Raw genomic sequence first — 18,041 nt, forward strand, 5'->3', positions numbered from 1 at the left:
CCTCATTCAGGATTGCGTCCCACGAAGAAGGCTTCGTCGGGATCGGTTGTCGGGTTGAGACCGGCCGCTTCCAGGCCACGGCGCAGGACGATCATTTCCCGCGTGTAGATGCGCGCCGTAGGATGGCGGAGCGGACCGCCATTATATCCCTGGAGCCAGCCCTGATATTTCCATAGCATGCGGTTGAGCAGGCCGCCACCGCCCATCGGCACGCTGCCAAAGGCTTTGCGCGCCGCGTCCATGGAATAATAAAGGGCCGTCGCCTCATCGAACCGGCATTCCTGCACCAGGTTGAAGATCCTGGGCAGCATCGGGCCGAAATAGGCGGAATAGTTGGTGCCGCAGAAGGGCACCGGGATGATCTGCGACAGGGGGATGAATTCATGTTCGATCGGGAATGAGATCACCACTTCCTCATGGAAGGCGCGATGAACCTCGATCGGCGCCATGATCAGCGGCGCGCCGCCTTCCGCCTTGATCGCGACGATGTTCGGGCAATCGTCGATCAGGCGGCGCAATATGGGAACCGGGATGTCCGCCGGGTCGAGATGCGAAAAGCCCCAGGTCGGGATGGGGAAAAGCATCACCGCCATGTCGGTGGCATCACAAAATGCCTTGGTATAGGCGTAAACCTCTTCCATCGACTTGGGGTAGAAATAAGGCGGATAACCAAGGAGCACCAGTTCGGCCCCCGCGCGTTCCGCCCGCTTCACCGCTTCGATATTTTCCTCAAGCGAGTTGAACACGGCATGGTGGACGGTGATGATCCGCCCGGCGGCCTGATCCACCATGACGCGCACGAACTGTTCATATTCGTCCATCGTGATGACGACTTCCGAACAGGCAAGCGTAGCGGTGAAGCCATGCCGGATGCTGGTTTCGACATCATGGCGGACCGCCGCCTCGTTCAGGCGGGTGAAGTCCGACGTCATCGTCGGCATCACCACATTGGCAACGCCCACCAGCTTTTCACGAGCCCATGCCCGTGCGTCGTTGCGATTATAGCTGAGCATGTCCCAGATCCTTTTCTAACGCTTGGTTTCGAAGGCGGCCGGAAGCGGCAATGCGAGACCCGCTTCCAGGGCCTTGGTGAGGATGAGTCCGGCCACGACCACGTCCTGGAGGCCGCCGCCGACGGATTTGAACATCGGGTTCCGCGCGGCCTGCACCCGGCTGTCGAGACTGCCCGACATTAGGTCGAACAGACCGAACGACTTGTCATGGAATTCGATGCCCGCTTCATGCGCGGCGATCATGTCGCCGGTTTCCTCCAGCACTTCTTCCACCATGTCGCACACGATCAGGTCGGCGCGCTTGATGACCGAAATGTCGATCTCGCGCTGTTCGGGCACGGTCGATCCGATCGACGCCACAACAGCCCCGTCCCGCAGCCAGTCGCCGTACAGGATCGGGCGCTCCCCTTGCGAACGGGCGGCGGCGAGGACGAGGCCGGATTCCCGCACCGCCTCTTCCGGGCTGGCGCAGGCCGTGGCAGTGACGCCCAGTTCTTCCTGGATGGACGCCGCAAAGGCTTCGCGCTTCGCCGGCGTGGGGCTGAATATCGCGATCTCGCTCAGGTCCCGCACGCTGGCGATGGCGCGGACATGCATGGCCGCTTCCAGCCCGCTGCCCAGCACGGCGAGCCGGTCGACCTTCGCCGGAGCGATGCGGTCCAGCGCGGCCGCCGTGGTCGCGGCGGTGCGATAGGCGGTGACCATGTTCGCGTCCACGAATGCGGCGATGCGGCTCGTTTCACGGTCGAAAAGCACGATCACATATTCAGCGCCCGGCGCGGGAGCGGTGGCCGACATCCCCATGAGCTTCGCACCGAAATAGCGCGAGCCCGGCGGCAAGGCTGGCAAGGTGCGCAGCCACGCCCCTCCGCCCCGCGCGACGGTGCGGGGCGGCAGGGCGACGGGATCGGCCTGCTGAGCATAGGCGTGTTGCAGCGCCTTGATAGCATCGGGCCATTGGAAAACCGCGCGCGCGGTTTCGCCGGAGACGAATACGGACGGCGTATCGGGATCGGCCATGGGGAAAACCTCTCATCCAGTCGCGACGGGTTCGCGAGTCTTAGTTGATATTGATGTGCCTTAATTTCATTATTGAGCGCGGTCAAGAAGATTGATTGCGTTGCATCACCCGATGAAATGTGGACAGCCGCGCCGCCGCCTTCTACAGCCGTTGGCATGACGATGCCGACCGACCCCGCCCCGCATGAAGAACTCAATCGCGTGCGCAGCTATGTGGAGCAGGCGCGCCGGGACCAGCAGGCGCGCCTGCCGTCCGAACCGCAGCTTGCCGAGCGGCTGGGCATCACCCGGCCCCGGCTGCGGCGCATATTGAAGAAGCTGGAGTCCGAAGGGCTGATCTGGCGGCATGTCGGCAAGGGCACTTTCGTCGGCGAGCGCAGCCTTACCAACACGCTGGGCGAACTGCCCAACATGCTGACGCCCCTGGAAACCTTCGAAGCGCGGATCGTGCTCGAACCGCAGCTTGCGGGCCTTGCGGCGCTGCGCGCCACGCCTGCCCAGATCGAGGAAATGCGCGAATGCCTGGCGCGCATGGCGGACCTGTCCCAATTTGCGGACTGGGCGGTCTGGGACGAGCGCCTGCACCGGCTGGTGGCGAAGGCGGCGCATAATACCCTCCTGCTCGCGCTCTACGACACCGTTCGCGAAAGCGCGCCGACGGGCATGCGCGACCGGCTGCACGATGTCTTCCCCGCGCCCGCACCCGAAACCAACGAGCAGCACGAAGCCTATGTGGACGCGATCGCCGCGCGCGACCACAAGCGGGCGGAAGCGCTGATGCGGGCGCATCTGCAATCGGTGCGGGACGCGCTTTTCGGCAGCCGTTGAGGCATTTACGCGCCCATCACGTTCGCCGATGCTGAAAATTCATAATAACGATTGGCCTGCCAACGGGCGCAAAGCTTATCCCCGGATGTGACCTGCTCCCCCCTGGGTCAGCGCATTGACCGCGACAGAGATGGCGGCGCGCTGCGCCCCGCCATTTCATAATCCCGCATCGTAGGAGAGAGTTTCCATGTCCGGCATCGATGATCTTCGCACTAATGTGGACACCTCGGTATCATGGGGGCGTCTTGAGTTCACTGGGTGGCAGGATGAGAACCTGTCGTGGAAGGAAAGCTGCTACATTGGCGACTGGAGCTGGCTCGACGAATTCCATGTCAAGGGCGCCGATGCGCTGAAATTCCTGTCGATCACGCCATCAACAGCTTCGCGAAATTCGACCTTGGCCAGGCGAAACATGCCGTGTTCTGCAACAAGGCGGGCAAGGTCATCGGCGAAGGCGTGCTCCAGCGGCTGGGCGAGGACGAATTCGAATTTCAGGCGCGCGGGCCAGTCGTCAAATGGCTGGAATATCGTCTCGCCAAGGGGGGCTATTCTGCGGCCTATGCAACGTCGATAAGCAAGTTCAAATTCCAGGTGTCGGGACCGGCCGCCCTCGCCGTTTGCGAAAAGGCGACCGGCGAGCCGTTGCGCGACATCGGTTTCATGCGCTTCCGGTCAGCGCCGATCCGAGATGTCGATGTCCTTTTCCTGCGGCAGGGCATGGCGGGCGAAATCGGGTTCGAGCTTCAGGGCCCTTCGGAAAAAGCAGAAATTGTCCGGCAGGCGATATTGGAGGCGGGCGCGGACATGGGCATCCGCCAGCTTGGATCGCGCACCGCCATGATCAACCATCTCGAAGCCGCCTTTCCCACCGTGACGCATGACTATCTGCCAGCGGTCGGCGACGAACCGGAACGTGAATTCTACGAGCTTTACGGTTCCGCGACGCCCGTGTTCGGTTCGCCCGAATGGTTCCGCAGCTTCGCGCGGACCCAGAAGGTGAAGGGCAGTTATGAGGGACGATCCGTCACCGACTGGTATCGCTCTCCCATCGAATTGGGATGGGCGAAAAGCATCAAGTTCGACCATGATTTTTACGGGCGCGAGGCGCTGGAAGCCGAAATGACCGATATCAAGCGTGTCCGCCGCACGCTCATCTGGAACAAGCAGGATGTGGTCGATGTGTTCGCGTCGCTTTTCGAAGAAGAGACGCCCTATGACTATATGGAATTCCCCCGGCACCAATGGAACGCCATGTATGCGAACAAGGTGATGGACGGCGACAGGCTGGTGGGCGTGGCGACATCGCGCGGCTATTCCTATTATTTCCGCAAGATGCTGAGCCATGTCGTCATCGACACCGCCTATGCGGAGCCGGGAACGGAACTGACGGTGATCTGGGGCGAGCCGGGCCATCGGCAGAAGGCAATCCGCGTGACCGTCGCGCAATCGCCGTTCAAGCAGGATAACCGGCGCGCCGACCTGAACAGTCAGGCGTGACCGGCGCTGGCGCTGAAGGGAAATCTCGACGGCGGAGGATTTGTTCCGCCGTCAGAGGTGCTTTTGCCAGAAGTGCATCAGATGTTCGCTTTCGTCCGCCTGACCGACTTCCTTCCAGGACATGGCTGTGCTGAAATCGGGCGTCTGGCGGTATCCACGGCCTTCCCAGAAAGGCTGGAGGTCACGCGCCGCTGGCGGCCGGGCGGGGTGGCTGCTGTCCCGTTGAACAGCGCAGAAGACCGCCAGTGATGCGCCTGCTTCACGGGCGGCGGCTTCCCGTTCGTCGAAGAAGCGGTGGCCGATGCCCTGTCCCCTGAACTGGGGCAGCAGGACGGATTCGCCGAAATAGCTGATCGCGCCAAGGTCCCGCCCGGCGCGCAGAAAGGGCTGCCTGATCGCGTCCGCCTGACCCGCCATCGGGGAGGCGGTGGCCATCCCGACCGGGATGTCCCCCACCCTGGCGACGATCAGGACCGCCGCCTCGTCCGCCAGAAATTCGGCAAGATAGTCCGCCTCATAATCCATGCTGCCGTCATAGAGATAGGGCCAGCTGCGGAACACGGTCATGCGCAAGGTCGCCAGCGCGCGCAGCGACATATCGTCCTTGCCGATCCGCTCCACCGTGACCTGGGCAGAGGGACGTGCAGCAGCCATCATCCGGCGCTGACCTGCGCCAGCCAATCGGCCAGATTATAATGGTTGCTGACGCGTGCGATCCGGCCGCCGCGAAGCTCGAAAAAGGCTCCGACGCGCAGGGCATAGCGTTGATCGCGGGCGGGCGGCAGATCACCATCGGTCTGAAGGTAGACGCCTTCCAGCTGGAACTCCGCCGCTGCCCGGCCGCCTTCTGCATCGCTCAGGAAAACCGGATCGATCACCCGTTCCTTGTAGCAGCGGTTCATATGGTCCAGAAATTCCGCGAAGGCCGCCTTGCCGTGCCGGACAGCGCCTTGCGAAGGTTCGTGGACCACGTCATCGGTCAGCAGTTCCAGCATGGCGGCGCTGTCGCCCCGGTTGAACGCGCCATAATAGGCGGCCAAAATCTGTTCCGCGCTCATTCAGCGTGTCCCGGCGCCCAGCCGCCCGGCATGCCAGCGCAGATGATCGGCCATGAAGGTGGAAATGAAATAATAGCTGTGGTCATAGCCCTCCCGCATGTTGAGCGTCAGGGGGATGGCGGCGGCTTCGCAGGCCGCTTTCAACAGTTCGGGCCGCAATTGCTGTTCCAGAAACTGGTCGGCCGTGCCCTGATCCACCAGCAGGCCGGGAACGCGCGCCCCATCCTCGATCAGCGCGACGGCGTCATGCCTGCGCCATGCGGAACGGTCATCGCCCAGATAGCCCGCCAGCGCCTTTTCCCCCCAGGGCACCTGGCCCGGCGCGACGATGGGAGAGAAAGCGGACACGGCCTTGAACCGGTCCGGGTGCCGCAGCGCGATGGTCAGCGCGCCATGCCCGCCCATGGAATGCCCCATGATCGACTGGCGGCTCATATCCGCGGGGAAGTTCCCGGCGATCAGGGCGGGCAGTTCCTCCGTCACATAGGACCACATGCGGTAATGCCGGTCGAACGGCGGCTGCGTCGCATCGACATAGAAGCCCGCGCCCAGGCCGAAATCATAGGCGGCCGCTGCGTCATCGGGAACGCCTTCGCCGCGCGGCGAGGTGTCGGGCGCGACGAATATCAGGCCCAGTTCAGCGCAGGCGCGCCTGAACTCGCCCTTTTCCGTCACATTGGCATGGGTGCAGGTCAGCCCCGACAGATACCAGACAACCGGCAGCTTCGCCCCGTCGGCATGGAGCGGGACATAGACCGAAAATGTCATGTCCGTGCCGGTGGCGGCAGAGGCATGTTTATAGACGCCCTGAACGCCGCCGAAAGCCAGATTGGCGCTGACCTGCTCCATGCTCATCCGTCAGTTGCCGTCCGTGAACGTATAGGCGCAGATCTTGTTGCCCGCCGGATCGCGCAGATAGGCCGCATAAGCGCCGGGCAGGTGGCTGCGGGCGCCGGGCGCGCCCTCGTCGGTGCCGCCATTGGCCACTCCCGCGGCATGGAACTTGTCGACGTCAGCCGTCGTGGCGGCCGCAAAGCCGATGGTCACCCCGTTGGACGAGGGCGCTTCGCCATTGCCGGGCCGCGCGATGATGAAGGCAGGCTTGTCGCGGCCGTACAATATCCAGCCATTGCCGAACGGTCCGAGATTCTTGACGCCCAGCGCGCCCAGAGCGGCGTCGTAGAAGGCCGCGGACGCATCGACATCCGCCGCGCCAATGAACACATGGCTGAACACGCCATCACCGGAAATCACCGCCATATCGGTTCTCCTTGTTGGAAATGATGCAATTTTTTAAAATCGATCAAGGAGGGATGGGCGCGCCCGCAGCTTCATCCGCTGACGAGCGCAGCGCCCGTCAGAACACCACCACGGACCGGATGCTTTCCCCTGCATGCATCAGGTCGAAACCCTTGTTGATCTCTTCCAGGCTCAGCACATGGGTGATCATCGGGTCGATCTGGATCTTTCCGTTCATGTACCAGTCGACGATCTTGGGCACGTCGGTGCGGCCCTTCGCGCCGCCAAAGGCCGACCCCTGCCAGACCCGGCCGGTGACGAGCTGGAACGGGCGGGTGGAGATTTCCTTGCCCGCTTCCGCCACGCCGATGACCGTGGAAACCCCCCAGCCGCGATGGCAGGCTTCCAGCGCCTGACGCATGACTTCGGTATTGCCGGTGCAATCGAACGTATAGTCCGCGCCGCCATCGGTCAGCGCGACCAGATCGGCGACGACCTCCGCCGTGGACTTGCCCTTGGGATTGTAGAAATGGGTCATGCCGAAGCGCTTGCCCCATTCCGCCTTGCTGTCGTTGAGGTCCACGCCGACGATCATGTCCGCGCCCACCATTCGCGCGCCCTGAATGACGTTGAGGCCGATGCCGCCCAGACCGAAGACGATGACATTGCTGCCCGGCGTCACCTTCGCGGTCTTGACCACGGCGCCCACGCCCGTGGTCACGCCGCAACCGACATAGCAGCTCTTGTCGAACGGCGCGTCCTCACGGATCTTCGCCACCGCGATTTCCGGCAGCACGGTGAAGTTGGAGAAGGTCGAGCAGCCCATATAGTGGAAGATGGTCTGCCCCTTGTAGCTGAACCGGCTCGTGCCGTCAGGCATAAGCCCCTTGCCCTGGGTCGCGCGGATCGCGGTGCACAGGTTCGTCTTCCCCGAAAGGCAGCTTTTGCACTGGCGGCATTCCGGCGTGTAGAGCGGGATCACATGGTCGCCCGGCTTTACCGACGTGACGCCCGGCCCCACTTCGCGCACGATGCCCGCGCCTTCATGACCCAGGATCGACGGGAAAATCCCCTCGCTGTCGAAACCGTCCAGCGTATAGGCGTCGGTATGGCAGATGCCGGTCGCCATGATTTCGACCAGGACCTCGCCCGCCTTGGGCCCTTCCAGATCGACCTCGACAATTTCCAGCGGCTTTTTGGCTTCAAAGGCGACGGCGGCGCGCGTCTTCATTTGGGCAATTTCCTCGTATTATAATCACTATCATGTTGCACCGGAGCGCAAGACAATCCGTCGCATGCGCCCGCCGCATTCGCGAACGCCTCCAACAGCTTTTGCAGGCAAATCCAGATCGCTCCGAACACCGTGCCTCTCCTCTCATTTTTTCTGCCTTTTTCTATAAGGCCGCCCCGCATCTGTGATAATAGGCTAATTTCGCAAATCATTGTGTCAGCATTGGGATAATCATGTCGAAGTGGGAAGGATTTGACGAATTCATCGCGGTGGCGACCACCGGTTCCTTCACCAAGGGCGCTCAGGCCATCGGCATGTCTCCCACCCATGTCAGCCGGGCGATCCTGGCGCTGGAGCGGCGCGTGCAGGCACAGCTGTTCCATCGCACCACCCGCATCGTCCAGCTGACGGACACGGGCCGCGTCTTTTATGAGCGGTGCCAGCGGATTTCGCAGGAGACCGATGAGGTCATCGCCCAGATCGGCGAGCAGGGCGAGCCGCAGGGCGAATTGCGCCTGACCTGCTCCACATCGATGGGGGAACGGTTCGTCGCCCCCATCATCCGCCGGTTCGCCACGCAGCATCCCAAGCTGAACGTCATGATCGATCTGACCAACCGGGTGGTCGACCTTATATCCGAAGGCTATGACCTGGCGATCAGGACGGGTCAGCCGTCCGATCCCCGGCTGATCGCCAAGCCCGTCGCCGCGCGCACGCTCTACACCTGCGCCGCGCCCGGCTATCTCAGCCGCGCCGGGACGCCCGCCACGGTCGAAGACCTTTCCCATCATGAATGCATCGCCGGGACGAGCGGCACATGGCATTTCAATGTCGCAGGTCAGGAGGTCACGCATCACCCCAAGGGCAGGTTCCGCTGCAACAGCGGCCATGCCGTCATGGAAGCCTGCCTTTCCGGCATGGGGATTTGCCAGTTGCCCGACTTCTACGTCCTTCCCTATCTGGATCAGGGCCTCGTCACCCTGATCCTGCGGGACTGCCAGCCTGAGGATGAGGCGATCTGGGCCGTCTATCCCCAGCGCCGCCACCTGCTGCCCAAGATCCAGCAAGCCGTCGACTGCCTGGAACGGGAGCTGGGGGCGGCGATGAGTTCGTCAAGCCGCAATCCTTTCTAAGAAAGGCGAAAGGCCTGCGCGCGCGGGCGCGGCTTCACTCCACCCCGGCCTGCTTTTCCACGTAAAGCTGCATCGCGGAGAAATCAGCGCCCGGCAAGGCATCGCGCGCCGCCGCCCACTGGCCGGAGGTCAGCGCCACGAACGGCAGGTTCGCCTGCCGGTCCTCGCTCATGCGCGCGGCGATTCCGGCATCCTTCGCCATCAGGCTCATGGCGAAGCCGAAGCTGAATGTGCGGGGGATGACATGGGCCGGGAACAGGCCTTCGGAACTGGCGCTGCGCCCGCTGGAACGATTGATCACATCCAGCATCGTTTCGGGCGACAGGCCGAAGCTTTCCGCCAGCACCAGCCCTTCGGACGTCGCGGCGATGGCGGCGGCGGCGACGAAATTGTTGATCGCCTTCGCCGCATGTCCCGCGCCCGTGCCGCCGACCAGCCGCGCATTGCCCATGGCGTCCAGCACGGGCTTGACCTTGTCGAAGGCGGCAGGGTCCGCTGTACCCGCCATGATGTTCAACCGGCCATCCCGCGCACCCGCGACGCCGCCGGACACCGGCGCGTCGATCAGGATGACGCCCTTTTCCGCAAGCCGCTGCGCCGTGATGATCGTGTCGGTCGGCGCGGAGCTGCTCATCTCGATCACGATCGCGCCCGGCTTCAACTGCTGCGCCAGGCCCTGATCGCCGAACAGGACAGCCTGAACGATGCCGCCATCGGGCAACATGGTGATGATCACGTCACGGTCGCCGCCAAGCCCTGCCAGCTGGTCGACCACCGTTCCACCAACTGCGGCGAACTTCGCCCGTCCCGCTTCCGAACTGTCATATCCAGCAACGTCGAAGCCGTTCGCGATCAGCCGGAGGGCCATTTCATGGCCCATATTGCCAAGCCCGATAAAAGCGATCCGCATGCCGGTCACGCCGTCTTTGCCGCGTCGGCGGCGTCGAGCTTCCTGAGGGCCTCATCCGCCGATTTGAAGGCGGCGACGGCATAGGGCACGCCGCCATAGCCCATGGCCTGGAGAAGAACCTCGCGGATTTCATCGCGGGTCACGCCGTTGGCGATCGCACCGGGGACGTGAAGCTGCAACTCTTCGCTGCGGTTGAGCACCGTCAGCATCGCCACCGTGATCAGGCTGCGATCACGGCGGGACAGTCCCGGACGCGTCCAGATTTCACCGAACAATTGTTCGGCCATCATGACGAAGAATGGCTTTGAGAACTCGCTGGCGTTCTTCATCGCATTGTCCGCGAAGCCCGGCGGGAACATCGCCCGCTGTACTTCAAGAGCCGCATCCAGCCGCGAATCCGCCATTATTCCATTCCTTTCCACAGGCATTGCAGGCGGTTCCGGCATTGCACGGCCCGCCGCCGTCCAGCGCTTTCTTGATCAGGACCGGGCGGGATACAAATCGCGGATCGAGATGGAGATAATCGCTCGTTACGATTCGCTCGAACCCGGATGCGCCGGTAACAGCGTTTGAGAAAAATGGCCCTCAATCATGGGGAGGTGGTCGAATGCGCAGTCAACTTTGGCATTATATAGGCGGCGCACGCACGCCCGGCACCGGCGGACAGGTTCATCAGGTGATCAACCCCGCCACCGAAGCGCCCGTCGCCGAAATCCTCCTCGGCTCGGCGGCGGATGTGGACCAGGCGGTCGCGGCGGCCAGGACCGCCTTTGCATCCTTCTCGACGACATCGCTCGCCAGCAGGATCGCCCTGCTTGAGCGGATCATCGAGGAATATCAGAAGCGCGCCGATGCGCTCGCGCTTGTCACGAGCGAGGAGATGGGCGCGCCGATCGGCTTCGCCCGCGCGGCGCAGGTGCCGATTGGCCTGGGGCATTTCATATCCACCCTCGCGGTGCTCAGGGATTTCCGGGAGGAAGAAAAGGGCGACGGATATTCCATCCGCTATGAGCCGATCGGCGTCGTCGGGATGATCACGCCCTGGAACTGGCCGCTCAACCAGATTTGCGCCAAGGTCGCGCCCGCGCTGGCGGCTGGAAACACGATCGTGCTGAAACCGTCCGAGGAAGCCCCCTCTTCCGGCCTTATCCTGGCCGAAATTCTGGAGGCGGCGGGCGCGCCCCCCGGCGTGTTCAACGTGGTGAACGGCACGGGGGCGGTCGTCGGGGCCGCGCTTTCGGAACATCCCGATGTGGACATGATCAGCTTCACCGGCTCCACCCGCGCCGGTATCGCGGTCGCGCAGGCGGCGGCGCGGACGGTCAAGCGCGTCCATCAGGAACTTGGCGGGAAAGCGCCCAATCTGGTGCTGGAGGGCACGGACCTTGCCACCTTCCTTCCCCCGGCGGTCGAAGGCGTGATCGTCAACTCGGGCCAAAGCTGCATCGCGCCGACCCGCCTTTTGGTGCATGAGAGCCAGGTCGAGGAAGCGACGTCACTGGTCAAGGGGATGATGGAAGCCACGGCCGTGGGCGACCCGGCCGAAATGGGCATGCATATCGGCCCGGTGGTGAACCTTGCCCAGTTCGAGAAGATACAGGCGCTGATCCAGTCCGCCATCGACGAGGGCGCAACGCTGGTCGCGGGCGGCACGGGGCGGCCGGAAGGCCATGACACCGGCTATTATGTCCGGCCGACATTGCTGGCGGACGTGACCCCCGGCATGCGGATATTCCGCGAGGAAGTGTTCGGCCCCGTGGCGACGATCACGGCCTATTCCGATATCGACGAAGCGATCAGGCTGGCGAACGACACGGAATATGGGCTGTCCGCCACCGTTACTGGCGAGCCCGCCGCCGCCGCCGGTATTGCCCGCCGGATCAGGGCTGGCATCGTCACCATCAATGGCTGGGCGCCCCCGCAAGGCACGCCCTTTGGCGGATACAAGCAATCAGGCAACGGCCGGGAAGGCGGCCGCCACGGCCTGATCGACTTCATGGAGGTCAAGACGATCGCGGGCGTTCCCGCCTGATCTGAAAGGCTCCAACGCCAACATCGCGACTGAAGGGCGGCCTTCTGCCTTAGGCCCGCCCGTCCCTTATTCTTGCCGGAAACAGCGTCATGTCCTTTGCCACCAACGCCGCCGCCCTCCTCTTCCACATGGAAGCATCGCCGCTCGCGGCGCGCCTCCGCGCGGTCGATCCCGATCTGTTCGATACGGATACGGCAGCGATGGTCCTGCACGAGGCCGCCCGTTTCTTCGAGGATCGATGGGCGGCGCAGGACAGCAGCTTCGATCGGGAAGGATGCCGGGTCAAAGATGGGCGGGTCAGGATCAGCGCTGTCGAACGGCAGGCATGGGCGGACTTTACCGCCGCAGGCTGGCTCACGCTCAATCTTTCGGCCGATCATGGCGGGCAGGGCCTGCCCCTGCTGGTCCAGACCGCCTTTGAGGAATTGTCCAATCGCGCATCGCCCAGCCTCAGCATGCTGGCGGCGCCGACGCGGACGGGCGCATTCCTCCTGTCCACCCATGCGCCCGAAGATGTGCAGAAGGAATGGCTTCCGAAGCTGGCGAGCGGCGAATGGAACACCACCATATGCATGTCGGAACCCGATGCCGGATCGGATGTGGGCCGTGTGCGCACCCGCGCGGCGCTGGACGGCGAGACGTGGCGCGTCACTGGCGAGAAATGCTGGATATCCTTCGGCGATCATGACCTGTCGGAACGGATCGGCCATCTGCTGCTCGCACGGACGGAGGATGCGCCGGGCGTTCGGGGCCTCAGCCTCTTCCTCGTCCCCGATCGTCTGGCCGATGGCAGCCGGAACCAGGTCTTTACCCGGCGGATCGAGGAGAAGCTGGGCCTGCATGGCTCGCCCACCTGCGCGCTGGGGTTCGAGGGCAGCGAAGCGACGTTGATCGGGCAGCGCGGCCGGGGATTGCAGCAGCTTTTCGACATGGTCCTGCGCATGCGCCTTTCGGTCAATCCGCAAGGATGCGGCGTCGGGGCCAAGGTGGTGGACATCGCGATCGCCTATGCCGCCGAGCGCAAGCAGGGCGGACCCGCCGACCAGCCGCCCGTGCCGATCGCCAGCCATGCCGATGTGCAGCGCCAGCTTCTTTCCATGGCGGGGCGGCTGGAGGCCATTCGCGGCGTGGGACTGGCGGCGGCGGCCAGCCTGGACCTTGCCGAACGGTCGCCGGACGCCGATGAGCGGACGCGCATGCTGGCGCTGGCGCAATGGCTGCTGCCCCTTGCCAAGGACATGGCGGCGCGCACCGGATTCGATCTTGCCAGCGACGCGGTTCAGGTGCTGGGCGGCGCGGGGTATACGCGCGAATGGCCGGTGGAGCAGGCCCTGCGCGACGCGCGCGTCTTTTCCGTGTTCGAAGGCACGACGGGCATGCAGGCGATCGACATCCTTCATCGCCGGTTGTGGCGCGAACGGGGTGAAGGACTGGACGTCTTCATGGCCCTTGCGGCGGACACATTGACCAAGGCGCGCAAAGAGGATGCGGCGCTTCTCTCGCCAGTGCTCGACCGCCTGAAGCAGACCGCCGCGCAGCTGACCGGCTGGCAGGACGCTCCTCAAGAAGCGGATGCGGGAGCGACCCATTTCCTTGAACTGGCTTCGCTGGCGGCGGCGGGATGGACCGCGCTTTTCCTGCTGACGAAGACTGCGGAAGGCCCTGAGGCGCGGGCGGTGCAGGCGGGCGCGCGCTATTTCCTCACGGAACTGGATGCGCGCTCCCGTCAGGCCGCCGCGCTTGCGCTGCTGGGGGCGGAGCGGCTGGCGCTCTTTTCCGATCTGGCGGCGTCAGGGGCGGGCTGAACCGCTTTCCTCAAGGCGGGCGCGCAGCACGGCACGCGGAATGTCAGCATATCGGGGCGCATCGACGGCCCGCCGGGCTTCGGACGGGCTTTCCCCATAAGCGCTGCGGAAGGCGCGGCTGAAATGCGCCGCATCGTTGAAACCCCAGCGGAACGCGATCTGCGTGACGGAAAGGTCCGACAGCGCCGGGTCGGTCAGGTCCCTGCGGCAGCGCTCCAGACGCTCCTTGCGAATCCAGCCGCAAGCGGACCATGGCGTGGTCGAGAAGATCCTGTGCAGGCGCCGCACGGAGATATTGCATCCCGACGCGATGTTCGCCGGATTGAGATCGGGGTCGGCGAGATGGGCGTCGATGAAATGGCGCACCCGCGGGTCCGGGATGGGCTCGACCAGCACGGGCCGCTGGCGCTGGCGGTTGATGAGGCCCCGCGTCAGTTCCACCAGCAATTGGCGCGCGCACCTGCCGCCTTCTCCGTCGAGCCGGTTCATCTGCTGCGCCAGCGACGCCATGAGCGGAGCGGCGAGCGCGGCGAGCGCGTCATCGCTTTCCATCCGGCGCGGCGACGGGAGAGCCGCGGACGGGATGCCATACATCACTTCGGCGAAGGGAATATAGCCCAGCATCTGGCTCGATCCCGTGCTTGTCTCAAGAGTGAAGTAGCGTTCTGAATCGAGCAATGTCACGTCCCCGGCGGACAGGTGCACGGTGGATTGGCGGTGGGCGACGGTGCAGCTTCCATCAAGCTGGACCAGCAGGATGATGTGGCGGCAACCGGCGCCGCCTTCCGGCCGCTCAAGCCGCGTTCCATCGCCGCGCAGGTGCATGAGGCTGATGCCGCAGAGATCGGCCGTCCGCTCCTCCGCCCCGGCGCGCTCTCCGGCAGGGGGAACGGGGGCCGGGGTCCGCATATGATCCCATTGGTCAGACCAGCCGGTCTTGCGCGCTACCTGCTCCATGTCCTGCGCCTCTCCTGCCAGTTGCGATCTTTGGAAGGAGGATTGCCCCTTGAGCTAAATTGCGCAATAAACGGGTCAGGATTTCCTCTATCTCAAATAGCGATAATGCATTCCACGCGGCTCGACCTTAATTTGCTGAAGCTCCTGCCCGCGCTGCGGGAAACGCGCAGCGTGTCTCAAGCCGCGGCGAAGCTGGGGCTCAGCCAGCCCGGTTTCAGTTCCGCGCTGGCGAGATTGCGCCGTCAGCTCGACGACCAGCTTTTCGTCAGGACGGCGACCGGCATGCAGCCGACGCCGCTTGCCATTCGCCTGATCGAGGGGGTGTCGCATGTCATCTCCACGCTGGAAGGCGATCTGGCAACGGAGGCGGAGTTCAACCCCTCCATGCTCGATGCGCCATTCCGCATCGCGCTGAGCGATGCCGGGGAGCCGACGATCGTGCCGCCCCTGCTCGACCGCATCGTCGCAGCGGCGCCGCAGAGCGGGCTGATCGTCGATGCGCCTGATCCTCAGGATCTGACGGCGGTGCTGGAGGCCGGGGAAATTGAGTTGGCCATCGGCTTCTATCCCGAACTGCGCAAGTCCACCTTCAAGCGCCAGAAGCTGTTCGACACGGGTTTCACCTGCGTCGCGGCGGCGGGACATCCGGCGATGAAGGACGGCCGCATTTCCACCGACGCCTATTTCCATTACGGCCACATCCGCATCATCCGGGCAGGCCGAAGCGAAGTCGCGCTGACCCGCTTCCTGAAAAAGCGCGGATATTCGCGGCGGACCGTCCTGTCGACGCCGCATTTCCTGGGCCTTCCCTATGCGTTGAACAGCAGCGACCTGCTGGCGACGCTGCCGTCCGTCCTGGCCGATGAGCTTGGCGAGCGCTATGGCCTGCAAACCGCGCCGCTGCCCCTGGACGTGCCCGGCTTTGCCGTCAGCCAATATTGGCATGTGCGCTATGACCGGCACCCCCGAAACCGCTGGATACGCAGGCAACTGGCCGAATTGTTCCTTGGCAGAGGCTAGGACCTGCCGTCTTCCGTCACCCCGGCCTCGCCCGATGCCGCCGCGAAATATTCGATGCGTTCGAGCCATTTCGATCGTTCGGAAGACAGGGCGGCGATGTTGCGCCTGAGCCAGCGGCTGCGCGGCTGTCCGTCGAAACGGCTGTGCCAATATTGGTGGACGGTGAAGACGGGCGGGTTGAAGGGCGGCTTCACGATGCGGACGCGGTTGCTTTTCGCCAGCAGCAGCGCCAGCGACAAGGGCACCGTCGCGATGAAATCCGTCACCTCGACGATGAAAGGCAGGCTCAGAAGATGTTGCGTGCGCAACACGATGCGCCGGTTGTGCCCCTGCGTCCGCAGCGCTTTTTCGAACAAGGGCATGCTGCGCGAATGGGATGCGACGGCGACATGGCCGTAGGAGGTGAATTCGTCCCAGGTCAATTCATCCGACCTCACCTGATGGTCAGCCGCGACCAGGCAGACGAAGGTCTGCTCATACAGGGTTTGCCGGTGAAAACTGTCCTGTTCAAGTTCCGGGTAGAAGCCGACCGCCACCTCGACGCTTCCATCCCCCATGCGCGCGGGCAGCTCCTCCGGCTCCAGCGTGACGGAGCGGACATTGGCGCCTGCATGTTCACGCCGCATCCTTTGTATCAGCGGCGGGAGGATGGTCGGCTCGGCCGCATCGCCCATCGAAATGACGAATTCCTGCTCCAGCATTTCAGGCGCGAGGGTCGCCGTCTCTTCCAGATCACGCTCGATCTGCGCCACCATGTGGGAGGCGGTGCTGATCAGGCGCTGGGCAAGGTCGGTCGGCTGCATGCCGCTGTTGGTCTGGACGAAAAGCGGATCGCCCAATTGCCCGCGCAGCCGGGAAAGCGCCGAACTGAGGCCCGACTGGCTCATGCCCAGAAGATGCGCGGCGCGCGTGACGCTGGACGTCTGGGCCAGCACCGGCAGGATTCGAAGCAGGTTGAGGTCCAGGTTCACTCCACCTCAACTATCCCCGGCAGACCCGCAACTCAACGCTCTTTTGCCCGCGCCGCTCACGCTGCCACGGGAAGGCCGGGGGCGGCGAAGCGGGACAGGTGAGCGGCCATGTCCGCGCGGTAGCGGGCGACAGCCTGCTCCTTCACATGGCCATAGCCGCGAACCTCCATCGGCAACCGGGCGATCGCCAGCGCCGCGTCCCTGTTCGCGGCCGTCAAGCCGGACGCGAGAGTTTCGACTATGTACAGAAACTCCGTGGCGAGCGCCCTTTCCTCTCGCCGTTCATGGGTGAAGCCGAAAATGTCGAAAGCGGTGCCGCGCAGGAAGCGCATGCGGGCGAGCAGCCGGAACAGCGGCATCGTCCCCTTCCCGAAGCGCCGCTTGCGCAAATGGCCGGTCAGCGGATCGCGCTTCGCAATCAACGGCGGGGCGAGGTGGAACTGAAGCCGCACATCGCCGTCAAACTGTTCCGCAAGCGCTTTGGCGAAAGCGCCGTCGGTGTAGAGCCGCGCGACTTCATATTCATCCTTATAGGCCATGAGCTTGTAGAGCGAGCGCGCCGCCGCCTCCGTCAGCGCCGTGCCCCCGTTCAGCGCGGCTTCGGCGCGGCGGATGCGGTCGATGGCGGCGCCGTAGCGCGCGGCATAGGAGGCGTTCTGATATTGGGTGAGGTCGGCGATATGCCGCGCGATCAGGGCGTCCGCCGTTTCCTCCTGCGCCTCCCCAAGTCCGGCGCTGCGCAGCACAGGGGCGGGATCGATGGCGAGCAGACGTCCCCACAGCAGCGCGGCGCGGTTCATGCCGACGCCCACGCCGTTCAGCCTGATCGCCGCGTCGAACGCATCGCCATCCATGTCGAGCCAGCCGCGCTGCCATGCATAGCCCAGCATCATGAGGTTGGCGCCGATCGCGTCGCCAAGGAGGCGTTCGGCCAGCCGGGTGAAGGGATGCGCGGCAAAATTGTCCGATCCCGCCCGCGCCATCAGGCGGCGGTGCAGCAGGGTGGCATCGACTATGGCGCTGCGGTCGGAGGTGAAATCGCCGGTCACCGCCGTATCGGCATTGGCGACGACGAAGGTGCGGCCCGGATCGATCGCCGCCATCACATCCCTGGCGTTGCCCACGATCTGGTCGCAGGCGATGATCAGCCCCGCCTGACGCGGCGGAATCCGCAAGGCAGCGATGTTTCCGCGGCCGAAATTGATGTGGCTGGTCACCGCCCCGCCCTTTTGCGACAGGCCGACCTGATCCAGCACGCCCGCGTTCAGCCCGCGCATATGCGCCGCCATGACGAGCAGCGCGCCGATCGTCACCACGCCGGTCCCGC

At 64.3% G+C, this 18,041-nt stretch carries 18 protein-coding genes; 6 read left to right on the forward strand and 12 right to left on the reverse strand.

All coding sequences use genetic code 11. The annotated features are described in order from the left end of the window. Window positions 1-2: 2 nt before the first annotated feature. Together L288_RS36065 and L288_RS36070 are read right to left on the reverse strand one after the other, a co-directional pair. Window positions 3-1,013 (reverse strand): dihydrodipicolinate synthase family protein, encoded by a 1,011-nt coding sequence (locus L288_RS36065; RefSeq protein WP_021239037.1) that lies wholly within the window; start codon window positions 1,011-1,013, stop codon window positions 3-5. 15 nt (window positions 1,014-1,028) lie between these two features. Beyond that, on the reverse strand, window positions 1,029-2,033 hold the full coding sequence (locus L288_RS36070) for an ornithine cyclodeaminase family protein (protein WP_021239038.1): 1,005 nt from the start codon (window positions 2,031-2,033) through the stop codon (window positions 1,029-1,031). Between the two features lie 156 nt (window positions 2,034-2,189). Between L288_RS36070 and L288_RS36075 the strand changes: the two genes are divergently transcribed. Together L288_RS36075 and L288_RS36080 are read left to right on the forward strand one after the other, a co-directional pair. Then, a complete protein-coding gene (locus L288_RS36075; RefSeq protein WP_030540979.1) occupies window positions 2,190-2,861 on the forward strand; it encodes a FadR/GntR family transcriptional regulator in 672 nt (223 codons plus the stop codon). A gap of 279 nt (window positions 2,862-3,140) precedes the next feature. After that, window positions 3,141-4,358, forward strand: a complete 1,218-nt coding sequence (locus tag L288_RS36080) for an aminomethyltransferase family protein (protein ID WP_201766649.1) — start codon at window positions 3,141-3,143, stop codon at window positions 4,356-4,358. 51 nt (window positions 4,359-4,409) lie between these two features. Here L288_RS36080 and L288_RS36085 read toward each other — a convergent pair whose 3' ends face one another. The 5 genes from L288_RS36085 to L288_RS36105 form a co-directional block, all read right to left on the reverse strand. Beyond that, entirely contained in the window at window positions 4,410-5,012 is a 603-nt protein-coding gene (locus L288_RS36085) for a GNAT family N-acetyltransferase (protein WP_031304632.1), read from the reverse strand. Then, window positions 5,012-5,416 carry a ketosteroid isomerase-related protein gene (locus L288_RS36090; protein ID WP_021239043.1) on the reverse strand — a complete coding sequence of 135 codons (405 nt, stop codon included), beginning with the start codon at window positions 5,414-5,416 and terminating at the stop codon, window positions 5,012-5,014. Before L288_RS36090 ends, L288_RS36085 begins: the two co-directional genes overlap by 1 nt. After that, complete coding sequence (gene fghA, locus L288_RS36095) at window positions 5,417-6,265, reverse strand: S-formylglutathione hydrolase (protein ID WP_031304633.1); 849 nt, start codon at window positions 6,263-6,265, stop codon at window positions 5,417-5,419. A gap of 9 nt (window positions 6,266-6,274) precedes the next feature. Further along, complete coding sequence (locus L288_RS36100) at window positions 6,275-6,676, reverse strand: VOC family protein (protein WP_021239045.1); 402 nt, start codon at window positions 6,674-6,676, stop codon at window positions 6,275-6,277. A gap of 97 nt (window positions 6,677-6,773) precedes the next feature. Further along, complete coding sequence (locus L288_RS36105; protein WP_021239046.1) at window positions 6,774-7,886, reverse strand: S-(hydroxymethyl)glutathione dehydrogenase/class III alcohol dehydrogenase; 1,113 nt, start codon at window positions 7,884-7,886, stop codon at window positions 6,774-6,776. Between the two features lie 233 nt (window positions 7,887-8,119). Here L288_RS36105 and L288_RS36110 point away from each other — a divergent pair, with 233 nt between their 5' ends. After that, window positions 8,120-9,019, forward strand: coding sequence for a LysR family transcriptional regulator (locus tag L288_RS36110; RefSeq protein ID WP_021239047.1), 900 nt, complete (start codon window positions 8,120-8,122; stop codon window positions 9,017-9,019). 34 nt (window positions 9,020-9,053) lie between these two features. Here the strand turns inward: L288_RS36110 and L288_RS36115 are convergent, their stop codons facing one another. Then, window positions 9,054-9,929: an NAD(P)-dependent oxidoreductase gene (locus L288_RS36115; RefSeq protein ID WP_031304634.1), complete on the reverse strand. Its 876-nt coding sequence runs from the start codon at window positions 9,927-9,929 to the stop codon at window positions 9,054-9,056. A 5-nt stretch (window positions 9,930-9,934) separates the two neighbouring features. Further along, window positions 9,935-10,333, reverse strand: a complete 399-nt coding sequence (locus L288_RS36120; RefSeq protein ID WP_021239049.1) for a carboxymuconolactone decarboxylase family protein — start codon at window positions 10,331-10,333, stop codon at window positions 9,935-9,937. Between the two features lie 203 nt (window positions 10,334-10,536). Here L288_RS36120 and L288_RS36125 point away from each other — a divergent pair, with 203 nt between their 5' ends. Next, window positions 10,537-11,961, forward strand: coding sequence for an aldehyde dehydrogenase family protein (locus L288_RS36125; RefSeq protein ID WP_021239050.1), 1,425 nt, complete (start codon window positions 10,537-10,539; stop codon window positions 11,959-11,961). Window positions 11,962-12,050: 89 nt separating this feature from the next. Continuing rightward, window positions 12,051-13,766, forward strand: coding sequence for an acyl-CoA dehydrogenase family protein (locus L288_RS36130; RefSeq protein WP_021239051.1), 1,716 nt, complete (start codon window positions 12,051-12,053; stop codon window positions 13,764-13,766). On the opposite strand, the gene L288_RS43195 is transcribed toward L288_RS36130, so the two are convergent. Next, a complete protein-coding gene (locus L288_RS43195) occupies window positions 13,752-14,723 on the reverse strand; it encodes a helix-turn-helix domain-containing protein (protein WP_021239052.1) in 972 nt (323 codons plus the stop codon). The two genes, L288_RS36130 and L288_RS43195, sit on opposite strands and share 15 nt — an antisense overlap. A gap of 105 nt (window positions 14,724-14,828) precedes the next feature. On the opposite strand from L288_RS43195, the gene L288_RS36140 reads away from it, so the two are divergent. After that, the gene (locus L288_RS36140; RefSeq protein ID WP_021239053.1) at window positions 14,829-15,743 is read left to right on the forward strand and encodes a LysR family transcriptional regulator; all 915 of its coding nucleotides are present in this window, start codon (window positions 14,829-14,831) and stop codon (window positions 15,741-15,743) included. Here the strand turns inward: L288_RS36140 and L288_RS36145 are convergent. Next, window positions 15,740-16,714, reverse strand: a complete 975-nt coding sequence (locus tag L288_RS36145) for a LysR family transcriptional regulator (protein WP_021239054.1) — start codon at window positions 16,712-16,714, stop codon at window positions 15,740-15,742. The genes L288_RS36140 and L288_RS36145 overlap by 4 nt on opposite strands. A 56-nt stretch (window positions 16,715-16,770) precedes the next feature. Further along, window positions 16,771-18,041, reverse strand: a 1,271-nt coding sequence (locus L288_RS36150) for a DUF6537 domain-containing protein (protein ID WP_021239055.1), incomplete at its 5' end; no start/stop codon positions are given.

Origin of the sequence: Sphingobium quisquiliarum P25 (assembly GCF_000445065.1) — a bacterium.
GTDB classification, from domain to species: domain Bacteria; phylum Pseudomonadota; class Alphaproteobacteria; order Sphingomonadales; family Sphingomonadaceae; genus Sphingobium; species Sphingobium quisquiliarum.